At 62.5% G+C, this 22,046-nt stretch carries 21 protein-coding genes; 7 read left to right on the top strand and 14 right to left on the bottom strand.

The window, feature by feature from the left end; genetic code table 11:
* Positions 1 to 18 precede the first annotated feature (18 nt).
* A complete protein-coding gene (locus tag J5474_RS09915; protein WP_209360761.1) occupies positions 19 to 1,101 on the top strand; it encodes an alpha-hydroxy acid oxidase in 1,083 nt (360 codons plus the stop codon).
* Here the strand turns inward: J5474_RS09915 and J5474_RS09910 are convergent.
* From J5474_RS09910 to J5474_RS09890, 5 genes are all read right to left on the bottom strand, one after another.
* Positions 1,098 to 1,949, bottom strand: coding sequence for an energy transducer TonB (locus J5474_RS09910; RefSeq protein WP_209360760.1), 852 nt, complete (start codon positions 1,947 to 1,949; stop codon positions 1,098 to 1,100). The two genes, J5474_RS09915 and J5474_RS09910, sit on opposite strands and share 4 nt — an antisense overlap.
* Positions 1,946 to 2,398, bottom strand: coding sequence for a TonB system transport protein ExbD (exbD, locus tag J5474_RS09905; protein WP_209360759.1), 453 nt, complete (start codon positions 2,396 to 2,398; stop codon positions 1,946 to 1,948). Before exbD ends, J5474_RS09910 begins: the two co-directional genes overlap by 4 nt.
* Positions 2,399 to 2,403: 5 nt before the next feature.
* Entirely contained in the window at positions 2,404 to 3,282 is an 879-nt protein-coding gene (gene exbB, locus J5474_RS09900; protein WP_209360758.1) for a tonB-system energizer ExbB, read from the bottom strand.
* A gap of 1 nt (position 3,283) precedes the next feature.
* Positions 3,284 to 3,967 carry a Fe2+-dependent dioxygenase gene (locus J5474_RS09895; RefSeq protein ID WP_209360757.1) on the bottom strand — a complete coding sequence of 228 codons (684 nt, stop codon included), beginning with the start codon at positions 3,965 to 3,967 and terminating at the stop codon, positions 3,284 to 3,286.
* A gap of 93 nt (positions 3,968 to 4,060) precedes the next feature.
* Positions 4,061 to 6,526: a TonB-dependent receptor gene (locus J5474_RS09890; RefSeq protein WP_209360756.1), complete on the bottom strand. Its 2,466-nt coding sequence runs from the start codon at positions 6,524 to 6,526 to the stop codon at positions 4,061 to 4,063.
* A 394-nt stretch (positions 6,527 to 6,920) separates the two neighbouring features.
* Between J5474_RS09890 and hemP the strand changes: the two genes are divergently transcribed.
* A complete protein-coding gene (hemP, locus tag J5474_RS09885) occupies positions 6,921 to 7,082 on the top strand; it encodes a hemin uptake protein HemP (protein ID WP_209360755.1) in 162 nt (53 codons plus the stop codon).
* Positions 7,083 to 7,119: 37 nt separating this feature from the next.
* Here the strand turns inward: hemP and J5474_RS09880 are convergent, their stop codons facing one another.
* A complete protein-coding gene (locus J5474_RS09880; protein WP_209360754.1) occupies positions 7,120 to 7,794 on the bottom strand; it encodes a FadR/GntR family transcriptional regulator in 675 nt (224 codons plus the stop codon).
* Between the two features lie 140 nt (positions 7,795 to 7,934).
* Between J5474_RS09880 and J5474_RS09875 the strand changes: the two genes are divergently transcribed.
* From J5474_RS09875 to J5474_RS09865, 3 genes are all read left to right on the top strand, one after another.
* Positions 7,935 to 8,804 carry a fumarylacetoacetate hydrolase family protein gene (locus J5474_RS09875; protein WP_209360753.1) on the top strand — a complete coding sequence of 290 codons (870 nt, stop codon included), beginning with the start codon at positions 7,935 to 7,937 and terminating at the stop codon, positions 8,802 to 8,804.
* Positions 8,805 to 8,890: 86 nt separating this feature from the next.
* Positions 8,891 to 9,841 carry a TAXI family TRAP transporter solute-binding subunit gene (locus J5474_RS09870; protein ID WP_209360752.1) on the top strand — a complete coding sequence of 317 codons (951 nt, stop codon included), beginning with the start codon at positions 8,891 to 8,893 and terminating at the stop codon, positions 9,839 to 9,841.
* An 86-nt stretch (positions 9,842 to 9,927) separates the two neighbouring features.
* Positions 9,928 to 11,850: a TRAP transporter permease gene (locus J5474_RS09865; protein WP_209360751.1), complete on the top strand. Its 1,923-nt coding sequence runs from the start codon at positions 9,928 to 9,930 to the stop codon at positions 11,848 to 11,850.
* A gap of 49 nt (positions 11,851 to 11,899) precedes the next feature.
* On the opposite strand, the gene J5474_RS09860 is transcribed toward J5474_RS09865, so the two are convergent.
* The 8 genes from J5474_RS09860 to J5474_RS09825 form a co-directional block, all read right to left on the bottom strand.
* Positions 11,900 to 12,334 carry an ion channel gene (locus tag J5474_RS09860; RefSeq protein WP_209360750.1) on the bottom strand — a complete coding sequence of 145 codons (435 nt, stop codon included), beginning with the start codon at positions 12,332 to 12,334 and terminating at the stop codon, positions 11,900 to 11,902.
* 13 nt (positions 12,335 to 12,347) lie between these two features.
* Entirely contained in the window at positions 12,348 to 12,734 is a 387-nt protein-coding gene (locus J5474_RS09855) for a DUF302 domain-containing protein (RefSeq protein ID WP_209360749.1), read from the bottom strand.
* A 517-nt stretch (positions 12,735 to 13,251) separates the two neighbouring features.
* On the bottom strand, positions 13,252 to 13,665 hold the full coding sequence (locus J5474_RS09850) for a TlpA disulfide reductase family protein (RefSeq protein WP_209360748.1): 414 nt from the start codon (positions 13,663 to 13,665) through the stop codon (positions 13,252 to 13,254).
* Positions 13,666 to 13,759: 94 nt separating this feature from the next.
* Entirely contained in the window at positions 13,760 to 16,072 is a 2,313-nt protein-coding gene (locus J5474_RS09845; protein ID WP_209360747.1) for a DUF4350 domain-containing protein, read from the bottom strand.
* On the bottom strand, positions 16,069 to 18,510 hold the full coding sequence (locus tag J5474_RS09840; RefSeq protein WP_209360746.1) for a DUF4350 domain-containing protein: 2,442 nt from the start codon (positions 18,508 to 18,510) through the stop codon (positions 16,069 to 16,071). Before J5474_RS09840 ends, J5474_RS09845 begins: the two co-directional genes overlap by 4 nt.
* Before the next feature lie 93 nt (positions 18,511 to 18,603).
* Positions 18,604 to 19,479 (bottom strand): hypothetical protein, encoded by an 876-nt coding sequence (locus J5474_RS09835; RefSeq protein WP_209360745.1) that lies wholly within the window; start codon positions 19,477 to 19,479, stop codon positions 18,604 to 18,606.
* Between the two features lie 28 nt (positions 19,480 to 19,507).
* Positions 19,508 to 20,275 carry a hypothetical protein gene (locus tag J5474_RS09830; protein WP_209360744.1) on the bottom strand — a complete coding sequence of 256 codons (768 nt, stop codon included), beginning with the start codon at positions 20,273 to 20,275 and terminating at the stop codon, positions 19,508 to 19,510.
* Between the two features lie 15 nt (positions 20,276 to 20,290).
* Positions 20,291 to 21,076 carry a hypothetical protein gene (locus J5474_RS09825; protein WP_209360743.1) on the bottom strand — a complete coding sequence of 262 codons (786 nt, stop codon included), beginning with the start codon at positions 21,074 to 21,076 and terminating at the stop codon, positions 20,291 to 20,293.
* 169 nt (positions 21,077 to 21,245) lie between these two features.
* Between J5474_RS09825 and J5474_RS09820 the strand changes: the two genes are divergently transcribed.
* Both J5474_RS09820 and J5474_RS09815 read left to right on the top strand, forming a co-directional pair.
* Positions 21,246 to 21,698 carry a hypothetical protein gene (locus tag J5474_RS09820; RefSeq protein WP_209360742.1) on the top strand — a complete coding sequence of 151 codons (453 nt, stop codon included), beginning with the start codon at positions 21,246 to 21,248 and terminating at the stop codon, positions 21,696 to 21,698.
* On the top strand, positions 21,695 to 21,883 hold the full coding sequence (locus tag J5474_RS09815; protein WP_209360741.1) for a hypothetical protein: 189 nt from the start codon (positions 21,695 to 21,697) through the stop codon (positions 21,881 to 21,883). Before J5474_RS09820 ends, J5474_RS09815 begins: the two co-directional genes overlap by 4 nt.
* Positions 21,884 to 22,046 lie beyond the last annotated feature (163 nt).

The following is a 22,046-nucleotide window of genomic DNA, read 5'->3' as shown; positions in this document are numbered from 1 at the left end:
TTCCAAAGGGGCGAGCGCATGCCCGACACTCTTCCGCCGACCCTCCCGGACTACATGAGCCGCGCCGCCACAGGGCTGGCGCCGGACCTGGCCGCCTATTTCCTGTCGGGGGCGGGCGGGGGCGCGGCCGAAGAGGCGAACGGGGGTGATCTGGCGCGCGTGACCTTGCGGCCGCGTGCCCTACGGGACATGCGCGGCGGGCATACCCGGCTCGACCTTCTGGGACGAACGCTGAACCATCCGGTGATCGTGGCGCCCTTTGCCTACCAGACCCTGCTGACCCCCGAGGGCGAGGTCGCAACAGCGCGAGGGGCAGAGGCGCAGGGCGCGCTGATGGTGCTGTCTGCGCAAAGCACGCGTGCCATGGCGGATGTGCGCGCCGCCGGGGCTACCTGCATGTGGTTCCAACTGTATTGGCAGTCTACCCTGGCGAATACCCTGGCGCTGGCAGAAAGGGCCGCGAACGCAGGTTTCTCAGCCCTCATCCTGACGGTGGACGCACCCGTACAGGGGGTTCGCGATGCCGAGATCCGTAGCGGCTTCCGCCTGTCCCAATGCCACCGTGCGATCAACCTGGACGGCATACCGCAGCCTGCCTTCGCTCCCCTACGGGAAGGTGAATCCCTTCTCTTTGACCGCGTGGCGCATGTGTTGCCCGATTGGAAAGATATCGCAGCCTTCTGCCGGGACGCGCCGCTGCCGGTGATCCTGAAGGGGATCATGACCGGCGAGGATGCGCGCGACGCGGTGGCCTGCGGCGCGGCCGGGCTTGTCGTGTCAAACCACGGCGGCCGCGTGCTGGAGGCGCTGCCCTCGACCATCTCCGTCCTGCCGGAGGTGGTCCGGGCTGTTGATGGCGCGGTGCCGGTACTGATGGACGGCGGCATCCGGCGTGGCTGGGACGTGTTTCGGGCGCTCGCACTCGGCGCGCGGGCCGTGCTGGTCGGGCGGCCCGCTGCCTGTGGGCTGAGCGTCGCCGGTGCGCTCGGCGTCAGCCACGTCCTGCGCCTGCTGCGAGACGAGTTGGAAAGCACCATGCTGCTGACCGGCTGCAGGACACTGGCCGAGATCACCCGGGACCGTGTCCGCGCCCCCTTCTAGCGGAAGCTGTAGCGTAGCGGCACCAGGAGCGTGAACTTCGTCCCCGAAAGATGCGAAGGCGGTGTCGGCAGCTTTTCTATATTGTCGAATACCTTCAGCGCCGCCTGATCCAGCACCGGCCAGCCGGAGGAAGTTTCGACCGCGCGGGACAGCACCGCGCCGTAGCGATCCAGCGTGAAACGCACGAGCACCTCGCCCTCGATCCGTTTCTTGCGCGCAAGGTCCGGATAACGTTTGGCTTTGGAAATGCGCACCACGGTGTCGCGCTGCCATTGAGTAACCTGCGCCATCTGCTCTGCCGTCAGCCCTTCGTCCTGCGCCTTTGCGGAGTCCGCCTGGCTCTCCGCCTCGACCCCGGATACGGAGGCCTGTGCGGCGTCCTGTGCTGTGGCCCCCATCTGGGTTTCCGCCTGCACCTTTTCCTCGTCGTACTCGGTCGCGGTCTCGTGCGCGACCTTGTCGGTCTCCACCTCGGGCTTCTGGCTGGCAACCGCGAATTTCAATTCGTCGTCCTCGACTTCGTAAGGGATCTGCTGGAGCGGCGGTTCGTCGGCCGCCTTGGCCGGGTCCACTGCTTCGGCGCTTTCGGTCACGGTGGGGGCGTCGATGGCGGCGGCGACCTCGGCGCTGTCCTCGCCCGCCTCGGATGGCGCGGCGATAATATCGGACAGATCAAACAGGATTGCCCCGGTCGCCCCGCTGGAGACTTCCGGCGCAGGGGCCGGGGCCTGGGTCAGTAGGCTCGCGGGGAGGACGATGTGCAGCGCAGCGCTGACCGCGACCACGCCGAGCCCGAGGACCGCACCGCCGATCCGTCCGCCGGCCGGGCTGCGATACATCAGGCTCATTGTGCCGCCTCCGCGCTGCCCAGTTCCGGCGGCGCACTCGCCTCGTCGAGACCGACCAGACCGACCTTCAGATAGCCCTCGCCGCGCAGGACGTTCATCACGGCGATCAACTCGCCATAGGGGATCGACTTGTCCGCCCGGATATAAAGGCGCGTGTCCCGGTCAAGCCGCGTGGCGATGCCGATCTCCATCGGCAGGCCCTCCCTGTCGGTTTCCACCTCGCCCACGGCGAGCGTCAGGTCCTCCTTGATGGTGACGAAGACGGGTTCCGACGGGCGCTGCGGCGGCACTGCCGTGGCGACGGGCAGTTCGACCGTAATGTCCACGGTCGAGAGCGGCGCCGCGACCATGAAGATGATGAGCAGCACCAGCATCACGTCAATGAACGGCGTGATGTTGATGTCATGGTTTTCCTCGAAATCGTCCGAGTCCGTGAGGCGTCCGGCCATGGTCGTTACTCCGCCGCCGCCGCTGCCGAGGCCGAGGCCAATGTCAGGCGCGGGTTCTCATCGGTCCGCTTGAGATCGAGGTCACGAGAAAGCGTGCGTTCCACCAGCGCCGCCGCGTCGCCCAGCATGACCTTGTAGCCACCCAGAGCACGGCTGAGGATGTTGTAGAAGATCACCGCGGGGATCGCCGCGACCAGCCCGATGGCCGTTGCCAGCAATGCCTCCGCGATGCCGGGGGCGACAACGGCGAGGTTCGTGGTGTTGCTCTCTGCGATGGAAATGAAGCTGTTCATGATCCCCCAGACGGTACCGAAAAGCCCGACGAAGGGCGCGACGGAGCCGATGTTGGCCAGAACGCCGGTGCCCGCGCCCATGCGTCGGGCGGCCCCGATTTCGATTCGCGAGAGGGTGGAGGCGGTGCGCTCCTTGATACCGGAATGCAGCCCGGTGGCGATGCCCGCCGATCCGGCCAGCGTGCGGTCACGCTCCTCGACCGCGGCGCGGGTCATGCGGCCCACAAGACCGCGCCCCTTGGCCAGCCGCCCGGTCAGCGCGTCGAGCGATCCGGCCCGCTCAAGCCGCCGGTACTGGCGCCGCAGCCCCGTTCGGCGCCAGGCCAGAACGACGACCTTCGCGGCAAGGATCGCCCATGTGAGGACGGAGGCCAGCGCCAGCGCGATCATCACCCCCTTCACCACCCAGTCGGCGGCCATGAACATGCCCACGGGCGACATGTGATCGGCCGCCCCGGCGTCGAGTACGGCCGACAGTTGAGCCTGCATCGCGGCGTAGTGGTTGAGGATTCCGGACAGGAGCGCAGCAGGCTCCGCTGCCTCGGCCAGACCAGGGACAAACAGGAAATACAGGAAGCAAACGCGCGACATGTCAGGTCTCCGCCCAGATGCGAATGAGGTTGTGATAGATCCCGGTCAGCCGCACGACCTCCGGGTCGTCCGCTCCGGCGCGCCCGGCCAGCGTCTGGATCGTCTGGTCGAGATCAAAGAGGACGGTGCGATACTCGTTCGAGCGGACCATGCTTTGCAGCCAGAAGAAGGAGGACACGCGCGCGCCCCGCGTCACCGGCGTCACCTGATGCAGGGAGGTCGAGGGGTAGAGCACCATGTCGCCGGCAGGCAGCTTGACCTTCTGGGTTCCGTAGTGGTCCTCCACCTCCAGTTCGCCACCGTCGTATTCGTCGGGGTCGGACAGGAAGAGCGTCATCGAGAGGTCCGTACGCAGGCGTTCCTGCGTCAACGGGTTCACCCGGATGGCATTGTCCACATGCAGGCCGAAGGTTTCGCCGACGCCGTAACGGTTGAACATCGGCGGCAGGATCTGCGCCGGCAGCGCCGCCGAAAGAAACAGAGGGTTCGCCGTCAAACCCGCAATAATGCGCGCGCCGAGCGTCTGCGCGACATCGCCTGTCGGCGGCAGCTGGTGGTTCATCTTGACGGCGGCCGACTGCGCCCCCGCCGTGGTGCGGCCGTCGTCCCAGTCGGCCGCGTCCAGCATGCGGCGAAACTCGGAGACCTCGGCCCGGGTCAGAACCCCGGGAATGGTGATGAGCATGGGCTACTCCCAAAGCAGCAATGGAAACAAGGTGCAGGCGGCCCGCTCGCCGCCTGCACCAGAGGGAAACGCCGAAGCGTATCCGGGGCGAGGTCAGAACTTTACGTCGACCGCAGCCCAGATTTCGCGGCCCGGGGCCACATAGGTGAAGGGCTCACCGGACCGGTAGGCCGTATCGTAGTAGGTCTTGTCGGTGGCATTCTTGACGCCAAACCGCACGTCCAGGCGTTCGTTCACGTCGTAGGACCCCACAAGGTCGAAGGCCCAGTAGGACGGCAGCCGGTTGTCGTTCGGCGTGAGCGTGCCGAGCTTCACCTCGCCCTTCCAGTTCGACTGCACGCCCAGCATCAGCTGATCGGTGACGTCGTAGGTGGCGAGAAGGTTGAACTGCTGGTGCGCGATGGTGGCGATCTCCTCACCCTCGTTCGCCGAGTCCATCGACTTGAGGATCTCGCTTTCCATGAAGACCGCGCCGCCATAAAGGCCGAGGCGATCGACCTTGCCGGAAACGCCCAATTCAACGCCGCGCAGTCGGTATTCCAGGGTGTCATGCGTGACGGACGACCCACGCGGGCCGACGTCCTCGCGGGCGTTCTTCTTCGTGGTCTGGAACAGCGCCGCCGTCAGGAGCAGGTGGTCGGTGAGCTCGTACTTCGTGCCCAGTTCGAAGGCGATGTTGCGCTCCGGCTTCAATCCGGCGCCGCCCGTGTCGAGGCCGCCGTAGAAGCCGCCGCCCGCGGCGATTTCCTGCCCCATTGGATTGGTGGAGGTCGCTGCCGCCGCGTAGAAGGTCAGCGCCTCGCTGGGCTTGTAGCTCAGCCCGAGGTTGCCGTTCCACATGGTATCCATGCGCGACAGTTCCGCGCCGTTCGACGAGATCCGCGAGATGTCGTAGTGGTCCACCCGCAGGCCGGCATCCAGCGTCCAGCCGGGCGCGAACCCGATGCGGTCCACGACGTAGGCCGAAACCGTCTTCACGTCGGTCTTCGTCGGCGTGCCGTTGCGTCCGGGCATGTTGCCGTCGAAACAGACGGAGGTATCGGGGTTCACCACGTCGACCGTGCAACCACGCGAGCCCACCGGAAAGTCCTCGGTCGATCCGGGATAGGAATCGGCGGAGACGTGTTCCTTCTGGACCAGCACACCGGCGACGAAGCTGTGGTCCATCCCGCCCCAGTCGGCCTCGCCGGTCAGTTCGGTGGTGTTGGAGAGTACCTCCGTCACCTGGTACTTCGACTTGTCGCGCACGCCGGTGGTCCAGTCGTCGGGATCGGTGGAGCCGTTCTCGTCCACGCTGCCGGGCGCGGTGAGGATGTAGTCGTTGATCGTGCGCGCGGCGCGCAGCGTATTGGCCAGCTGCAGAGTGCCGCCGAGGTCCCAGGTCAGGCGGCCGGTGGCCACGTGGCGCTCCGCCTTCTGGAAATCGCGGTCCGGAATGCCGTAGAAGGTCGCGCGATCGACACCGAATTCCGTCACCGGACCGGAGGCGCCGTCGGGACCGCTGGTGGTGAAGGGCACACCCCAGTCCGGCGTGCCCTCGAACTTTGTAAAGGAGTAGGAGCCGTCGAGCGTGACGTCATCGCTCAACTTGTAGCGGATCGCGGCGGCGGCGCCGTAGCGGTCGTCGGTGACATGATCGCGCCCGGCAACCATGCCATCCTGAAACAGCCCGTTGAAGCGTAATTGTACCCGGTCGTTGGTGGCGAGGTTCTGGTCAACGGTCGTGCGCAGGGTCCCGGCACTGGTCGCCTCCACAGTCAGGTGGGTGAAATCCACGTCCTGGGGCTGTTTCGTGGCGATGTTGATCGTGCCGCCCGTGGCACCGCGCCCGCCAACGGAGCCCGACGGACCCTTCAGAACCTCGACCTGCTCGGTATCAAAGGTTTCGCGCACGGAAGTGCCCGGATCACGAACGCCATCGACATAGACGTCGTTATTGGCCTTGAAGCCGCGGATATAGATGTTGTCGCCATAGGCGTTGCCGCCTTCACCGAAACCGAGGCTCATGCCTGGTGTCTGGCGCGCAATTTCGCGTACGGACGTCGTGTGCGTGGTCTCCAGGGTCTCCTTGGTGATCGCCGTGACCGTACGCGGCATGTCGCGGATCTCGCCGGACAGCTTCGAGTTCGTCAGGCGGTCGGCTTTGAAGGGCGCGTTCGGGTCGGCGTTGGGATTGCTGCCGGCACGGGCCTGACGGGCAGCCTCTGCCGCCACGCGCGCCGCTTCGGCCGCAGCTGCCGCTTCGGCGGCTTCCTGTGCGGCGCAGACCGGGGTTCCGGCCAGCTCCGAAGTGCAGACGGTCGGTGCGGCAGGCGCGCGCCGCACCGGCACAGCTGTGCGTTGTGGCGGGGCCGTGCGGGTGGGCACGGCGGCCTCCGTGGTTTGAATATCGACGGGGGGAAGCAGGATAGCGCCGGTATCGGCGTCCTGCGCGCTGACGGTTCCGGCCAGCAAGGTGACGGCACAGGTCGTTGCAAAACCTGCACCACGGCGAATGGAAAGAGGATCGGTCGCGGTGGAACGCGGTGCGACCCTCCGCAGGCGAAGAGAATCGTTCATGGATTTGGTCCCCAAGAGAAGGGCCCGGCGGCCCTTTGTATGTCAGAAAGCCTTTCGGGCTGGCTGTGCCTCTCGGGGAACGAGAAGGCATCGCTGGCATTTAGCGAGGCTGGAAGCCAATTGCCGACAATTTTGGTCAAGTTAAAGATGTAAAAGCTGATTACGTGACTCGATCATTTGTCGTGGTGCAAAATTGCAACAAAGCCCAACAAATAGGTCCGGTTGCCCGGGCGCGCGCGAATCCCTTCAACGTCGCGGACGCGGATGGTCGCGAAATTCTTGACCTTTTTTGTCGGCATTCTTAAACGCAGGTCATAGCCCGACAATTGTCGCTCCACAGTGCGCGCTGGTTGGGCGCCTCTCTGCCTCTTAACCTCGAACCAAAGATCTGATCATGACCGAACACGAAGAAACCACCCCGGACCAGCGACATTCAGTTCCCGTTTACGACGCCCGCGCCCTCGTCGCCGACGGGGTCAAGGCGGAGATCCGGCTGGACGGGCAGATCTACACGCTCCGCATAACGCGTGGCGGCAAGCTCATACTGACAAAGTAAGGCGCAAATTGGCGTTGCCGAACCGGGGCAGGGCGGATCAGTCCGCGCGCCCCAGCAGGTTCTGCTGCACTGTCAGAAGATGCGCCCGCATGGCGGCAGCGGCTTTCTCCGGGTGCCGGGCGTTGAGCGCATCAAGGATCGTTGCGTGTTCGTCGCAGTAATGCAGACGCCGTTGTTCCGCGAAACTCCGCGCTTTCATTTCGAACCAGCGTGGTTGATCACGCAGGATTCGCAGCACCCCGTGCATTTCGCGCAGAAGATCGTTCCGGGTGCAGGAAAAAATCCTGTGGTGGAACTCCGCATCCCAGAACTCGAATTCCGGCATATCCGTCGCGACCACTGAGCAGTCATGGGCCGCCGCGATGGCTGCGAGGTCAGGGGCGCTCGCGTTGGTCGCGGCAAAGCCCGCCGCAGCCGGTTCCAGCAAAAGCCGCACCTCCATCATGTCGGCGGGCGATGAGCCCTCCATCCGACGTACGATTTCGGAAATCCCATTGGCAGGGTTCTCCCGCAGAAAGGTGCCGCGGCCAACCTGCCGGGCCAGAAGCCCCTCGGTTTCCAGAAGGTCGAACGCGCGCCGAACGGTATTACGCGCGACACCGTAATACGCCGCCAGATCCCGTTCCGTCGGGAGACGCTTTCCCCCGACCCATTCACCCTCCGCGACGCGCCGACGAAGCGCCTCGGCTATGCTGTCCGCGTTGCCCCGCATCGCTGCCTCATGTGATCCAATTCTGATCCAATTTGGCAGAGCCATGCCGCCAGTGCAAGGCATCGGCGATTTTTCTTGCTATGTGGAATTTCGACTGTACCATTTATTGAACCAAAAAGAACCAATGCAGGGATGGGCGGTTGAGAGTAGCGACATACCATTACGGCGGCAAACGGCACGTGGGGGTGGTGGACCGGCGCGGCGGAACGGTCTCGCCTCTGGAGGTGCCCGAGGCGGACGCAGAGACCGGGATACTTTGCCTGATCGGGAAGGAAGCCTCCGGGATCGGCGCCCCTATAGCGCTGTCGGACGTTCGGCTGGAGGCCCCGATACCGCGCCCGCCGCGCAACATCTTCTGTGTCGGCAAGAACTACTTTGACCACGCCCATGAATTCGCCAGGAGCGGATTCGACTCCAGCTCAGCCAAGGGCGCGGTTCCAAGCGAGCCGATTATCTTCTCCAAGGTCCCGGAATGCGTGATCGGCCCGGAGGAAGACGTACTGATCGATCCGACCGTCTCCGAGTCGATCGATTACGAGGCGGAGCTTGCCGTCATCATCGGCACCGGCGGGCGCGGTATTTCCAAGGACCGCGCGGTCGACCACGTCTGGGGCTATACCATCGTCAACGACGTCACCGCGCGCGACCTGCAGGGGCGCTACAGCCAGTGGATCGTGGGCAAGTCCCAAGACACCTTTTGTCCGATGGGTCCATGGGCCGTGACCGCTGACGAAATCGATGTTGCCGATACTGCCATCCGCTGCCGGGTGAATGGCGAAACACGGCAGGATTCGAACACGGGCCTTCTGATATTTGACATTCCGACGATCATCGCAACGATTTCGCAAGGCGTTACACTCATCCCCGGCGATGTGATCGCAACGGGCACGCCCGCCGGTGTGGGGATCGGATTCGACCCGCCGAAATATCTCGAACCCGGCGACGTTATGGAGGTGGAGATCGACGGAATCGGCACGCTCAGGAACCGCTGCAAGCGCCGGGGTACCTGACCAAGGCCAGAGACACAGACCCCGGCAAACGGGGCGGACCAAGCGCGACGGCAGACGCCGTCGCAACATGTGGAGGAGAACACATCATGAGAAAGACACTTTTCGCCGTGTCCGCGGCGGCCCTGACGGCGCTCGCATCGCCCGGTCAGGCACAATCGACCGAAGTCGCCTGGGGCGGATCGAACCCCGGCGGCGTCATGTACTACATGGTCGGTGTTGCCGGCACCGAACTGGCCAAGGACCTGCCCGATGTCAACATCACGCAGGTGACGACCGGCGGCTCGACCGAGAATGCCAAACGGCTGATAAAGGGCGAGCTTGACATGGGGATCGTCTACGGCAGCCACGTATTCATGTCGCAAAAGCCCGAGGGGCCGTTCGAGGGCGGCGGCAAGGGCAACATGCTTCGCGGCGTGGCCATGGCTTACCAGGGGCCGACCTACTTCGTCACGCTTGGAGACAGCGGGATCGAGTCGCTCGACGATCTCGACGGCAAGAAGGTCGCGCTTGGCCCGCCGGGATCGGGGACGGTGTTCAACTGCTCCAACATCCTGACGGCGCTGGGACTGCTGGACAGCATCGAACCGCAGCTGATGACATTTGCCGACGCGGGCCGTGCGCTTGGGAATGGCCAGATCGACGCCTTCTGCCAGTCGTCCTCGCCGGCGGCGGCTGTTACGGAACTGGCGGAGACGCGCGAGATCACGGTGCTACCCTACTCCGGGGACCAACTGGCCAAGGTTGCAGAAACCTATCCCTTCTACCACACCGGCACCATGCCGGAGACGACTTACAAGGGCGTGCCGGCCACCGACATGCCGTTCACCACCGTCTACTGGGTCGCGCACGAGCGCGTGCCTGAAGATGTGGTCAAGCGCATGGTCGCGGCGGCCTACGACAAGCAGGACGCACTGGCGGCCGGGCACAAGGCCTGGGGGCAGATGAAGCCCGACACGGCCAACTTCCGTAAGCTCGGCGCTCCGATGCATCCGGGAGCAGAGGCCTATTACCGCGAAAACGGCAAATGGCAGGACTGATCCAGACCGCCCGATACGGCGCCTGACACGATGTCGTCCCGGCCTGCGTGGCCGGGGCGCATTCCGCTTCATCGCAGGACGAATACATGTTCGACTTCTCGTGGCTCTTCGTGGTGAAGGGCGCAAAGCGAAGCCTCGCCGGATTCTGGGCGGTGGCCTTCAACCTGACCGCCATCGGGTTCTCCTTGTTCTACCTTTACACCTCCGGCTTCGGTCTGGTTTCCACTCAAAGCAATCGCGGCATCTACCTGATGCTGACCTCGGTGCTGGTCTTCCTTGTTTTTCCGGCACATCGCCGGTCCCCGACACACCGCCCCAGCGTGATCGACCTTCTGTTGATCGGCCTCACCGTCCTTTCCATCGGCTACTGGATCGATCAATACGTTAGCTACGCGATCTTTCGGGTTTCCTCTCCGAACCAGTGGGACCTGGTGATGGCGGGCATAGCCATCGCGCTGATGCTGGAAACGAGCCGCCGCGTGCTGGGGCCGATCATCTCTATCCTCGCAGTGATCTTCCTGTTGCAACTTTTCTTCGGGCCTTACCTGCCGGGGCGGTTGGCGCATTCCGGCATGAGCGTGGAGCGCATCCTCGAATTCACCTATTCCACGCAGGAGGCGCTGTTCGGCGTCGTTACGGCCACCTTCGCCACCTTCGTCTTTCCGTTCATGATCTTCGGCGCGTTTCTGGAACGGTCCGGGGCAGGGGCCTTCTTCATGGATCTGGGCACCGCCGTGGCGGGCAAATGGCGCGGCGGACCTGCGAAGATCGCGGTAATGACCTCTGCGCTTTTCGGATCGATCTCCGGCTCCTCGGTGGCGAACGTGGTGACCACCGGCTCTTTCACCATCCCGCTGATGAAGCGCACTGGTTTCCGCCCGCACCACGCCGGCGCGATCGAGGCCATCGCATCGACCGGCGGGCAGTTCATGCCGCCGGTCATGGGGGCGGGCGTTTTCATCCTCGCGACCTTGACGGAAACGAGCTACCTGTACATCGCCCTGATCAACGTGATCCCGGCCTGCCTGTTCTTCCTGTTCCTGTTGTCCATGGTCGATCTCGAAGCGGTGGGACTCGGGCTCAAGGGCCTCCCGGACAAAGAAATCCCCAGCCTGCGCCGTGTTCTTGCCGAGGGCTGGCATTTCTTCCTGCCACTGGCGACGGTCATCGGCCTTCTCTTTTCGGGCTATTCGGCGGAGTTCTGCGCCTTCTGGGGCACCGTCGCTGCCGCCGTGCTGTCGTGGCGCACCAAGGCGACGCGGATGGGGCCAGGCGATATCGGGCAGGCGCTGGCGGCAGGCGCCACGAGCAACACCTCCGCGGGCGCGGCTATCGGCACTCTGGGTGTCATCATCGGTGGCATTGTGCTGGCTGGTTTGGGGCTGAAGTTCTCCGCCGTGCTGATCGACTTCTCCGGGGGGAGTCTGTTCGTCGCACTGCTGCTGGTGACGCTGGTATCGATCATAATCGGCATGGGGTCTTCGACGACAGGATCCTACATCATTCTTTCGGTGGTGGCGGCGCCCGCGCTGATCCAACTTGGCGTGCCCACGGTCGCGGCGCACCTCGCAGTGTTCTACGCTGCCTGCCTATCGAACATCACACCGCCAGTCTGTGTGTCGGCCTTTGCAGGCGCCGCCATTGCGGGCGCCCCGCCGATGAAGACCGGCTTTGCGGCGCTGAAGTTCGGTGCCACGCTGGTCCTGATGCCTTTCACCTTCGTTTACGTGCCCGAAATCCTGATGCAGGGCGACTGGCCCGCCATTGTCACCTCAAGCCTGTTGTATGCCTGTGGCAGCGTGGCACTGGCGATCTTCCTTCAGGGCAGCGCGCCGATTGGCGGTAGGATCGGCTGGGTGCCACGCGGACTTTTCGGAATTTCGGCCTTGCTGCTGCTGTTTCCAAGTTCGTGGATCATGGACGTCGCCGGTCTGGCGCTCGGTCTCGCCGGGGCACTGGTGGTTTCGCGCAAGGTCACCCCTCGCGCGAAACCACTTGACCCCTGTTGACCGGGTATCCGGGGACTGCGCCAATGAACGAGAGGCGTCGGCTGATGGCTCACTCGTCCTCCACCCGGCGCCAGCTGCGCTGGCTGACGGTAAACAGGTAGGTCGCAGACCAGGTCAGAAGCATGAATCCTCCGAGCGATTGCAGCATCGTCACGATCCGCACAGGCCCCGCCAGTTCGATCCGGGCATAACCCAGCGTGGTGAAATTCACCCCCGTCAGGTATAGAACATCCCCCCAGATCAATTGTTCATCAACAGTGCCGCCGAAGCCCTCCCATGTCAGCAGCCACCCGTTAGCGGCAGCGAGAACGAGGATCTCGACCACATGCAGCAGGAGCAGCCCAAGGAAGGTCAACTGAATCGTCAGGCTGGAATTGTCGTCGGGGCGGGGCACTGCGCTGCCCAGAGCATAGAGCGCATAGTGGTGAACACAGCCAAGGGCAGCGACCAGTGCCGTTCCGACTGCCAAGGCGGCAAGTATCATCGTGCGCTCCCGATCAGGCTTCGTCGACCGCGCGCACGAGCATATCCCGCACCTGGCCCGCGACGTCGTGCAGCCGGGTATTGTCGATGGCCGCCATGGAGGCCACCGGGTCGATGGCGCTGATTTCAGTGCCGCCGTCAACCTCGCGCAGGATGACGTTGCACGGCAGCATGGCGCCGACACGCGGTTCAATCCCGATCGCCTCATAGGCCATCTTCGGATTGCAGGCGCCAAGTATGCGATAGCTGCCCATCTCCGCATCGATCTTCTTTTTCATGGTTTCCTTGACATCGATTTCTGTCAGGATGCCAAAGCCTGCATTCGCAAGGGATTTCCGTATACGCTCGTCGGCAGTCTCGACAGAGACTCCTTCGAGCAGGCGATCGTGCGTGTAGTTCATGGACGTGATCCTTTCGGGATTGTTTCGAACCGGGCTGTCGCCCGGAACAACAGGACAACGCCATGGGTCGGAATTGGTTCTGCACCGATTCCCCTTAGTGACCGAACCGCACCACCCTCCCTGACGTAAATCGCCACAATCAGGCGCAAAGCGCCGCTTAGCCCCCCACATCGGCTGTGTGTTATTATGACAGAACGGTCCGTCCTGGCGGCTGTCGAACACGGAGTACATCAATCGCCGCATTACGGCACGGGAGGGTGGTCTACCGCTGCACGGACCGCCCGAGGTATTCGGTACGGATCAAGGGGGCCAGTTCACCAGTCCGGAGTTAGCGCAAACCCTCCCGGGTATGACTTGGATCGTCACGGCCGCTGGATCTCCTCTCTGACATAGCTTCGCAACGCCTTGCCGGGTCGCGGTCATTCGTCATGACCGAACGGCCATTCGGCCATCGGTGGCAGAATACTGGCAGAGGCTCATCAATTGCAGTCTCCATCAGTTTGAATAGCGGCCCAATTCAGCTCTCCGGCGTCTTCAGCCTCCGAAGCCATGCCACGACTTCTGGCGCGGACCAATCCAGGGCCCTCTCGCTAACCGCAAGAACCTGCCCGTCGCGCTGGAGAACGAGAGTGGTCGGCAAGACGGCGTTTCCCAACTGGTCGAGAAAGACGCCGCGTGGATCGAAGCCATAATTCAGGTCAGGCCGACCATGCTGCTCAAAGAAATGCCTGGTTTTCGGTACGCCGCCCCGATCAACCGAAAGCGCAAACACCTCGATTCCGTCCTGGGCGACAGCGCTGCGCAATTTGCCCAGACTGGGTAACTCCGTGACGCAAGGGACGCACCAGGTCGCCCACACATTCACAACGATCAGATCGCCGACGATGTCATTCAGATCATGCCGGTGGCCGAATTCGTCGAAATATTGCATCGCCACGCTTTGCACGGCCCCGGGGGGGGATATGCCATCGGGAAAGGAACTCTGTGCCTGCGCTTGACTGATCGCGACAAGGCCCGCCAAGAGACTAAGGTGTACGGTGGAGACCGCGTTCCAGAACCATGAAGGCTGCATTGTACCGCTCCTGTTGTTCTTTGTCCGGGGTGTCATAGAAGCGATTGCCCAGAGAGCCGCGAGACAGTGCCAAGGCCTCGGAGAGCACGCCAACATGACCGGCGCCGACCTCGACCTCAGAGTAGAGCGCGCGGCCGCTGGAATCCATTAGAACCGGGTATCCGCCCTCGATGGTCAGCAGAGGACGCTGGAGCGCAACGGTCGGCGCCGTCGGATCCGGGATCACCGGGTCAGGGGTGATGATGGCAGTCTCCGCCACCACCTGCAGGTCAAACGGACGCAACAGCACGTTGGCCATGGTATTCCGGTTCAGAAGGCTGTCGGTCACCAGTAGCGAACCGCCTCTGGAAACATACTCGAAGAGGCGCGTCGCCGTTGCCGGATCGAGGCTTTTCTCCGGGTTGAGGATGACGATCATCTTGGCCGTTTCCATCGCATCATCCAGACTCTCCGTCATGATCGGCTGAAATCCGACCCGTTGCACCACGGTGAAAAGCGTGTCGTAGGCATGAGGGTTCAGGGATTCATTTGTATCCAGAGAAGGAGGGAAGACCGCCGCCGTGATGCTTCGGTCAAAGGCGACCCTGGGGAGTTCCGTATGGGGTTGAGGGAAATCGACCTGCGCCTGGGACAAGGAATAGGTCAGCAACGAACCGGCCACGGCACCGACGGCGAGCCCAGCTGAGTTTGCCACGACCGTGCCGCGCCCGCGAAACGCGGTGGCCGCAACGAGCGCCAGACCGGCCGCGATGACAGCAAAACCTCTCAGAGACCGCAGGGGCCCCGGTTCCCGGCTGAGATAATCCACCGACGACAATGCAAGTTCCCAACGTCCCGGAAAGTAGAGTGAGAAATTGGAAAACGGCGTACTGTCGGAAAAGGCGACGACGCGCCCTTCGCCATGCCGCAGGGCAACGACTTGAGGAAAGAACCCAAGCCTGTCGCGCGGATCAAGATGGATATTTCCAAAAAAGCCGGGATTGTTGAAATCGGCCATTTCCGCGCCGAGGGCATGTCCTGCCATCACGATTTCGGCCCGCGGCGTCACGTCCAGGCTGGCAGATGTCTCGTAGTCGAAACTCTTGATATCCTTGACTATGGGATGCGGGAGAAACGCGCTGCGACGCCATTGCGAAGTGCCTTCATCATGCAGGCTGAACGTGTCGTCGGATCGGAACCGGATGCCGAAGCGCTTCGAAAGACGGTTCATGAATGTCGACATGCCGAACAGGTCAGTGTGGTCGCCGATAAGCAGCAATCCTCCGCCCTTCTGGACAAACGCCTCCACGCGATCGATTTCATCGTCAGAAAAGGGCACCGTTGGTGTTTTCAGGATCAATACGTCGATCCCGTCCAGCCGCTCTGGCGTGATCCGGCCTTCGGTGAACCGCTGGACATCGAAATATTGCCCCAGGAGCGCGTAGAGATTGCCATAAGAATAGGCATTGCGGCGGCCGAAATTGACCTTGTCAAAGGGAAGGTCGGTCGGTTCCCACCGGCCATGTGCATCCGCGAAAAGGATGCGGTCGCCACCGCGAATGCCCGGATCGACGAAACGCAGGGCGATGATGGCCATCAGCATCATCACGGCAAGTGTCACCGGCTGCACAACTGACCTGCGTGGTGGGTCAGACCGGGTCACCGGCATGTCCAGCGCGCAAAGCAGCACAAATGGAAGCGTGGTGACGAGGGTAAAGGCGGGGCTTGTCACCACACCTTGGTCAGGCAGGGTCGTGTGCAGCACGGCGAGCAGGGGGCCGCGAACCAGAAAGACTGCTGCCAAAAGGCCGGAAACCTTGAGCAGCCAGATAAAAGCACCGCGACCGCCTGTCAGAAGAAAGAACGTCGCCACGCCCGTGAAAGTCATCGCGAAGGGAAATGCCGCAAGATAGGGCAGACTTGGACGCCAGTCCATCAACGCCATCCCGTCGTGAACCATAATGCGACCGTCGTGAAATACCGGCGAAAGACCACCAAGCATCGACAGCCAACCGACCCCCCTGGTCAGTGGCGTGACTTCCTGCACCCGCGCAAACAACTCGACCAGTGCCAACGCAGAGAAACTGGTTACGGTGAATATTGCGATCATGTATCCCGCGACCAGTCTCGGGGACAGGCGCCTGAGGCCAACGAGCACAAGAAGAAGCCCGAGCACGACCAGCGCGGAACCAGGCCAGAACGCATCGGCTCGGGTCTCGCCCATCACCATTTGCCAGCCGAGTCCCAGTATGAACAGCCCAGAAAGGCTCCAACGCATTGCGATCATGGCCTTGTGTCCTCCATCGCGATTTGCTGATGATGGCGTCCAAACAGTCGATCAATAAGCCGAAGGTTTCCGGGATGATAATCCCGCTCTCCCTCGAAATACTCGTCGCGGAAGAAGCGGCTATCGCCGAGAGCAAGGCAGCGCCCCGCGCCGATCTGCGTTTCGGCCACCAGCGTCATGTTGCCAGCAGCCACCAGCGTTTCCATTGCGACGCCCGCTTTTGCTTCGAGGGGCCAGGCATCGACAAAGGCCGCGTTGAGGTCGTCTACCGTCACCTCTGCCGGACCCAGAGGAACGGGCCGGAGAGTCAGGCCGCAAACGTCGAGGATGTCCTTGGCGCCAGCGCGTGTCGGCCAACTGGCGGTAACGAAGACCAGCCCACCATCGGCGAGGTATTTTCTGATCCCTGAACGCCCCGCTTCTCCCAAGGGGCGCGCAGGATCGAGGAAGACGAGCATTCCGTAGTCCCCATAATCCTTCGGCGTGGCGGACCGGTCAGTGATTGGCAGGTAACCTGCCCTTTGAACGGCGGTGAAGAGGCCGCCGACGGCATCGGGAACAAAGAATGCAAGAGGCATGGCAGGGATATGCTGCGTGTCGATCAGCGCCCAGTTTCCCGTATGTCGCACCGTTGGTGCGCCGGGGCGCGGACCGAGCCCGACCGCCAACGCAGCCCCTCCCGCAAGGCCGAGACCAAGCGCGACGAAGCCGCCACGCCGTGCGAAGGCCATTCCGAGGATGAAGGTGGCCGCCATCAGCCACAGCCCGATTTCGCGCAATGTCAGGAAAGGCGGCCATCCCCCGGCAAGGTAACGGAACGATCTTTCAACAAAGCCGGCGGAAAATGCGACCGAGAGGACCTGGAAGCTCGTCGTGTCCCCCATCACCAGCACGCGTCCGGCGCCGTGTTCCGCCGCTGCAACGAGGACGACATCGCCCAGACGTTCGCCATGTTCATGCAGATAGTTTCCGAGGAAGGCGCCCGTGCCACTGTTCAAGCGGTTGCCGAAATCAGAGAAGCCGTAGCGCCCCGCCACGATCGGCTGGGCCGCGAGGCTGTCGAGTTCCAGTGACCCGCCTGTGCCGATCTGGAAGTCGAGGTTCGTCACGCCGGCTTGTGTCACCGGGTGCGGACGAAGTTCGAGACCATGTGCGAAATGGCGCCGCATCGGGTAGGCGCTGTCAAAGACGAAGCGCACACCGACAGGTTTCAAAAGGGCGTTCGTCGGCTCCATGAAGCCGAAGATATCGGTATGATCGCCCATTACCATGAGACCGCCACCCGCTTGGACAAAATCCCAGATCGCGGCAAACTCTGTGTCGCTGAACGCGTCCCGCAGGTTGATAACGACAAGCACGTCGAGTTTTTGCAGCGCATCGGTCAATCGGGCGGGTTGGACCCGTTCCACCGTGTAGCCCGTATCGCGTAGTAGGATTTCCGTAGAGCCATACATGCCGGCCTGGATCAAACCGTAGCGGCCCGGCTCCGGCACGGAGAAATCTAGATTGCTGTCGTAGAATCCGACCCTTGGATGTTCGAGCGGTTCTGAATTGGGAACAAATGTCAGGACCAGGGCTGAGGCCAGCGCCCCGGTTCCGACTGCGGCAAGGCCGCTGCGGATGGACGTGGTTGCGGGAAGGGGCGGTATGGGACGCCTCAACCCGAGGCCCGCCAAAGGGGCGACAGCAAGCAAAACGATGACCTGAGCCCATGAGCTGAGGACTGCGGGCGGTGTATTGATCGGCTGATCCGCATCAGCGAGATAGTACTGGGGCGGAGCAAAGAGCCATTGCAAGGCAGCACCCAACTGGAATGCGATCCAGGGGGCAAGTGCGCTCAGGAAAACCGCCATGGCTGGAGCCAAGGCCGCCATACACCATAGCGCGGGATTTTTCACGCCCCGCGCGAGTCCCAGAGCAGCGGTCGAAAACAGGAAGACCGACAACCATATACCACCATGAAGCGGACCGGTCACGCGGGCTACCCCTGCCAGAACGGTGGCCCCGGCGTTTGCCCAGCCGGTTGCGACTTGCGCTACGTGCCAAGCCCCGGGAACGTAAAGATAGGCCAGAAACATCGCCACCGATAGCGCTGCCGCATCAAGCGCCATGCCTGCGCTGGCAATTGCGCGATTGCGCAAGACCCAGGCAATCGCAAGAAACGAGACTGCATCAAAGACGGACCCGGAGAAGACGAATGCGCCCGCCATTGGAGATAGGGCGAGCGCATATAGAGCCACACTTTGCCACGCCCTCAACGAGGACTTACGGGCCAGTGCCACCAGGCCGAGAAGAACCATGATCAGCGCCAAGCGCCTGACATTTTCGGAAATCGGGCCCAGCAAGCCGCAGCTCAGCAAAAAGCCCATGCCGGACAGGACGAAGGTCAGAGAAACGGCAAGGGGATCGCGTAATCGGAGTATCTTCTTGGCGGTCATGCACCTCTACCCTTCAAATGTGTTCGCGCGCCCCGCAATGGTGGGCCGGTGCAGAAATCGGACTGTTCGGTGGCCCTATGGCCCGGCGGAACCTCAATTCGCCAATGTCTCCTGACGCCAAAGCAACTTGGTGCGGAGGTATTCGATACTTTGTTCCGTCAGATCGCGTGCTGCGGGACCCAACTCCACCTCGAAGGTGGCCGGATCGATCTGAGCGCCGATTTCATAGGCAATGCCGGTCGCCTGGTGGACCTGTGCGGCACTGTCGCCGGTGTCGGGATTGATCCGGTACGAGACATTCTCCATTCGCGCGACAAGATGCGTCTCGCGATCCACGTAGAGTATGACGTCCATGGCCGCGACGGGGCTAAGCGGAATGGTTTCGCGGCTGCGCATCTTCCACATCGCCTTGCCATGCAGGATAGCCTCGGACACGATCCATTGGGCTTCCATGAACTCCACGGGCAGCTCTGGCGCGGTAATCGGGTTGTGAAACCTCTGGCCGAAATGCTCGGGTACGCGGGCGAAGTCCACGAAGAATTCAGATACGATTGCCTCGCCGGTGATGCGGTCGTGGTTGATGTAACGGCTTTGCATGACCTGGTCGATCAGAGTCCAAAGCTGACTGTCCTGAACCGGGACCAAGGCATCGGGCTGACCCTTGCCGCCTTCATCGATCCGCATCGATCCGGGCGGTATCTCGAACCTGATCGCCTTCCCGTGTTGATCAACTTCTGCCCGGCTTTCGACGATCTGGTCGGGGCGACCGTGTTGCCGGGTCGTCGTGCGCGACATTAGGATCATGTGGCGCGGTAGGTCTGCGATTTCCTCGTAGGCTGAATTGATGCCCGCGAGAATGCTGCTGGTTTCAGGAATTGCGACGTCTTTGGCCGATGTTGCGGTTGACAGGATCATGACGACGGTAGCCGCCACGATCCTGTCGACACTCCGAAAGTGATGCTGTTTCATCTTGATCACGGCTCTTGATGGCCAACTGTCACTGCGGCAGCCAGGCCATCTCCAGGGTGGCCAGGGAGGAGGGTGCCGAAACTACAGGGTGGCGCGTCGTCTCCCCGTCGCTTGTCAGCACGGTTATCCACCCGTTGCTGTCCGCGATCTCGACGATGTAAGTCGCGTCCGCAGAAAGCACCGGCGCCGAAACTGTATGGACGATTCCGGTCTTCGCGTTGCCTTCCGAGATCACGCCCACACCCTCGGCGGTTTTCACGAGCACACGATAGCCCTCCACCGGACCACCAGTCGCGATCCAGGAAATCGAGACAGCGCCTCCGCTTTGTTCGATGTTGAAACCCGAAACCTGTACCGCTCCGAACTCGGCCGACCGGTTGAAGGGGCAAGCGCCCTGAACGATGTCGCCTTCGGCCATGGCGAGCCTGAGGCTTTGTTCGGTTTCAAGCAGCGAGTCATTGCCGCAGGATCCTCCACAGCCAGAGCCGACACAAACCGAACCGCCGCAACCGGAACCGGTGCAGACCGACCCAATGCACCCGGAGGCCGTGCAAGCCGACCCCACGCAGGCGGAAACCGCCTCGGATGGGAAAATGAAGGCCTGCTCTTCGCCAATGGCACTGCGTTCCCGACCATTCCCGATCGATATGCCGTCGAATTGAGCCGACATCTCGTGCAGGCGTTGCCCGAACAACGGCGTTTCCGCGATACCCTCTGCCGCAGCCGATTGTGCGACACCGAACACACCGAGTGCCAGGACGGCAACGCGTGCAAATCCAATCAATTTCGCAATCATAATCCTATCCTTTTTTCACTTGGCCATCTCGAGCACGTCAGAAGTAATGTCTCTTGCCGCTGCCATATTGTCGGTCATGAACGCCCCGTCGGGAATTTCGACGTCAAGCGTGTATTGCATGTCCGCTTCCATCATCACCGTTGCCTCGACACCGTCGGCATTCACCGAAGCCAGATCGACAACCATGTGCTCGACCAGATTGGTCTCCGCGTCGATCCAGAACTTGGCATCGGCCATGGTGCCGTTGCCTATCTCGAACGGGCTTGCAGAACGCAGAGTGACAGCCGGCCGGCCCTGGTAGAATTCGGAACGCGCAAATACTTCGCCTGCAAGCATGGCGTCGAAGAAACTGAGGGTCGCCATCGGACCCATCATCGCCATGCCCATATCGCCAAGGTCGCTTTCCTTGATGACAAAGGCTCCCTGGTCGCCGGAGACATAAAGCGCGTCTTCAGTCTGGATGATTTTGGTCGGGCCGGGGATGCCCAGAACTTCGTGATCGTCCGTTTCCGACAGGGCAACCACCGAATTCACCTTCAAGTCGCCGTCCAGGTTCTCGCCATGTTGGTGTACCGTAAGCGTCCCGATGGACAGGACGTCCGGCTGTCCCATGCTGCGGTTGGTGGTGTAAAACCGGTGTTCGATCCGCTGAGGCACCTCGAAGATTTCCGCGTAGGCTGCTTTCACGTTTTCGACTACGGAGGCCGCGTCCATCTCATGAGAAGCAGCATGGGAACTGAGTGGCAGGGCCGCCAACGCCGCAGCGCAGGCTAATTCGGTCCGAAAGGTGCGTAAATTCATGGTCGTTCTCCTAATACAGCAAGGGAATCGCCTATAGGTAGAACTATACTCGACTTACTGCCGAAAAATAAGAAAATTGTGTTAGGCGCAAGATTCACAGCCAACTGATGATGGTTTCGGCGAGAGCGATGAGGCCATCGCCCAGCTCCAGGAACGCCTGGGTGCTGCAGTGGCGAGCGCTGAGCGCCGTCAGCGCACGCTGCGGGCAGAGAATGCCCTCCAGGCCACAGCCGAACGGGCAAAGCTGGCGGCTGCCGTGGACAACGCGCTCTCCACACTGTCCGCAGCGTGGCGCGCCGATGTGGACGCGCTCCGCAAGGACCTCGGGGCCACGTCCGCCGCCGGGGGCGACCTGACGGCCGTCGATCGCTCCCTGACCAACAACCGCGCCGCCGAGCCGCTGGTCAAAGCGCTGATCCACGCCGGCGACCTGACGATGACGCGTGCCCTCGGGATCAAGACGCCGATCCGGCCGCGCCATGCCATCAGCTTGGCAGCCGCTGAGGAACGGGTCGCGGAAAGCCTGCGAGCCGAGCTGCACCGGGTTCGGACCGATAGCCCGCAACCGAACGTGGCCCGCGAGGGAAAGCGGGAACTGGAACAGATGGAGAAGGCCGGATGACCCAGGATGGACAGCGCCACGCCGCGAAACTGAAGCGGCTAGAGAATCGCAAGAAGGAAATGGAGGACGCCCTCGGACGCCTGACGCGGGACGAAGCCGATGCCGATGCCGAGGAAGCTATGGAGCTCGCGAAAGAGGTCGAGCTCATCGAACAACAGGTCGCGACAGCCCGCGCAGCCGTGTAATCACAGGAAACCGACATGACGAAGACCCACGATGTGCGGAAGGCCGCCGCCGCGAACCGGGAGGCTAGGCTACGAACATCAGGACTCACAACCAGAACATGACAGTTGCGGCGATGCAGATTGCGGAGAGGAAGAGCTCGCCGCATCTGTCGTAGCGGGTGGC

This window comes from Sagittula salina, from assembly GCF_017813235.1.
GTDB lineage: Bacteria > Pseudomonadota > Alphaproteobacteria > Rhodobacterales > Rhodobacteraceae > Sagittula > Sagittula salina.
Note: the sequence above shows the minus strand (reverse complement) of the source record. Positions and strands in the feature narration are given on the sequence as shown.